3 protein-coding genes are annotated in these 2,847 nt (G+C 70.9%); 2 read left to right on the forward strand and 1 reads right to left on the reverse strand.

Annotation, left to right across the window (positions count from 1 at the left end):
• The coding region (locus G6024_RS06450; RefSeq protein ID WP_159148323.1) for an MFS transporter at positions 1-1,211 on the reverse strand (1,211 nt) is incomplete at its 3' end.
• A 166-nt stretch (positions 1,212-1,377) separates the two neighbouring features.
• Between G6024_RS06450 and G6024_RS06455 the strand changes: the two genes are divergently transcribed.
• Positions 1,378-1,989, forward strand: coding sequence for a hypothetical protein (locus tag G6024_RS06455; protein WP_159148324.1), 612 nt, complete (start codon positions 1,378-1,380; stop codon positions 1,987-1,989).
• A 42-nt stretch (positions 1,990-2,031) separates the two neighbouring features.
• A partial coding sequence (locus tag G6024_RS06460) for an aminotransferase class I/II-fold pyridoxal phosphate-dependent enzyme (RefSeq protein ID WP_159148325.1) occupies positions 2,032-2,847 on the forward strand: 816 nt, incomplete at its 3' end.

Raw genomic sequence — 2,847 nt, forward strand, 5'->3', positions numbered from 1 at the left:
AACGCGCCGACCGCGCCGGCGACCCCGATGAGGGCGCCCGAATGCGCGCGCGACCACGCCGCCCGGGCGGCCTCCGGCAGGTCCAGGCCGCGGCTACGGGCCTCGTAGACGGTGGGGATCATCTTGTAGACCGAGGCGTTGCCCATTCCGGTGAGCGCGAACAGGGTGAGGAACGCCGCGAAGAACAACACCAGCGCGCCGCCCGACAGTCGGCCGCCGTCGGCCGCCTGCATGCTCGAGGTGACGATCAGCGCCACCGTCGTCGCGGCCATGCCGAGGAAGGTCACCAGGGTAACCCGGGCACCGCCGAAGCGGTCGGACAGGCGGCCGCCCAGCATGCGGGTCAACGAGCCCAGCAGCGGGCCGAGGAATGTGATCTGCGCGGCGTGGAGAGCGGCGTCGGCCGGGGACTGCCCGTTACCGGTGAAGGTCATGGTGAGCATCTGCCCGAAGGCGAAGCTGAACCCGATGAACGAGCCGAAGGTACCGATGTAGAGCAGGGACAGCACCCAGCCGTCGCGGTCGCCTGCCACGTCGCGCATGCTCGTCACGTCCACGGTGTGGTGTTCGAGGTTGTCCATCTTGCATGCCGCGCCGATGCCCGCGACCACCAGCAGGACCAGGTACACCGCGATCACCCAGTGCGGCGAGCGGTTTCCGGCCGCGGCGATCACCACGAGCCCCACCACCTGGATGGTGGCCACGCCCAGGTTGCCGCCGCCCGCGTTGAGGCCCAGCGCCCAGCCCTTCATGCGCTGCGGGAAGAAGGCGTTGATGTTGGTCATGGACGAGGCGAAGTTGGCGCCGCCCAGGCCCGCGAGGGCGCCCACCACCAGGTACAGCCACAGCGGCTGCCCGGGATTGGCCATGATCCACAGCATCGCCCCCGCCGGGATGAGCAGCACGAACGCGGAGAACATGGTCCAGTTGCGGCCGCCGAAGGTCGCGGTGGCCAGCGTGTACGGGATGCGCAGGAACGCGCCGGTGAGGGTGACCACCGCGGAGACCAGGAACTTGTCCGGCGCGTCCAGGCCGTAGACGTCCGTGGGCATGAACAGCACCATCACGGCGAACAGGGTCCACACCGAGAACCCCACGTGCTCGGCGAACACCGACCAGTACAGATTGCGCATCGCGGTGCGCCGGCCTCCGGACTCCCACTGGGCCGTGTCCTCCGGATCCCAGTCCTCGATCACGTGCGAGCGCGTCATCGCTACACCTCTCCCCGGTAGCGGGCGCCCCGCCGGCGCCCTGTGCCACGCCACCGTAGGAATCCGCTGTTTCCCCTGCGCTACCCGTCGTGACGGTCCCGTCACGGTGTACTCACGTCTGGCGGTTCGGCCTGTGAGGGTGCCGCTCGCGTGGTCGACTGGGTCCATGTCACGCACCGTCACACAACTCCGCCGCGTCGCTCTCGCCGCGGTCCTCCTGGCCACGCCGCTACTCGGCCCCCTCGCGACCGCGCCCGCCGCCCTCGCCCAGTCACTCGACGATCCCGCCTGGCCCGCCGACCGCCCGTTCCCACCCGCCACCGACGGCCCGTTCGGATGGGCCGAGCTCTCGTACTGGCCCTACGCCGTCGCGCCGTCGGATCCGCAGTTCTGGGCCCCGAACGGAGCACCCATGCGCGTGCTCTCCCCGTTCGGCACGGACACGGAGATCTGGTGCTCGAACTACGTGTCCCAGGGATCGGACTGTTGGCAACGCGACCCCTCGGGGACGCCGCACCGGCTCCACCGCATCACGGTGCTCTCGGACGTGATCACCGGATCGACGGGGTCCGCGGCCGACGGGAGCGTCCGGGGCGCCTACGACCTGGCCTACGAGCTGGAATGGCCCACCACGTCGGGCGGTATCGGAATCCCCGCCGGCACCGTCCCCGGCTCGACTACCACCACGTGGGTCTCGCTGATGCCGCTCTCCCCGTTCGGCGCCGACTCCCGCGACTTCGACGTGTGGGTGTACCCGGGGTTCGTGCCCGGCAACTGAGTAACCTGGGACGTTCGAACCCGCTGCGAAAGGATCCACCGCGTGCCGTTCCCCCTGGATGTCCCCGAGTCCGACCTGCGCAGGCGCCGGAGCCAGAAGTGGGTGGCCTACCCCGAGGACGTCCTGCCGCTGTTCGTGGCCGAGACCGACGTCCTGCTCGCCCCGGCGATCCGGGAGCGCCTCGCCGCCGCGGTGGCGGACGGTGACACCGGCTACTTCGCCGAGATCGAGCGACTCGGCGGGGTGTGCGCACGGTACTACTCGCGCTTCGGGTACGACGTGCCGGAGGACTCGGTGGTGCCGGTCAACGACGTGGGCGTGGGCGTGCGGGAGACCCTCGCCCGGACCATCCCGGCCGGGAGCGGCGTGGTGTACACGCCGCCGGTGTACATGCCGTTCGGACCGTGGATCCGGCGCGTGGGGATGACGCCGGTCGCGGTGCCCCTGGTCGACCACGACGGCGAGGACCCGCGCCTGGACCTGGCGGGCATCGAGCAGGCGTTGGCCGATGGGGCCCGGGCCGTGCTGCTCAGTCACCCGCACAACCCCACGGGCGTTCTTCACGGCCAGGCAGAGTTGGCCGAGCTCGCCGACCTGGCCGCGCGGCACGACGCCGTGGTGGTCTCCGACGAGATCTGGGCGCCCCTGGCCATGCCGGGAGTCGAGTTCACCTCGTTCCTGGCCGCCTCCGACACCGCGCGCGAGGTGGGGCTGGCCATCTCGTCGGCGTCCAAGGCGTTCAACCTCGCCGGACTCAAGTGCGCGTTCGTGATCAACGGCAACCCGGAGCGGTTCCACGTCCGGCGCTCGGCGCTGTCGGGCGCCGTGGGGCACTTCGGGGCACTGGCCGCGGAGGCC

The sequence above is a fragment of the Dietzia maris genome (genome assembly GCF_014144855.1).
GTDB classification, from domain to species: Bacteria; Actinomycetota; Actinomycetes; order Mycobacteriales; family Mycobacteriaceae; genus Dietzia; species Dietzia kunjamensis.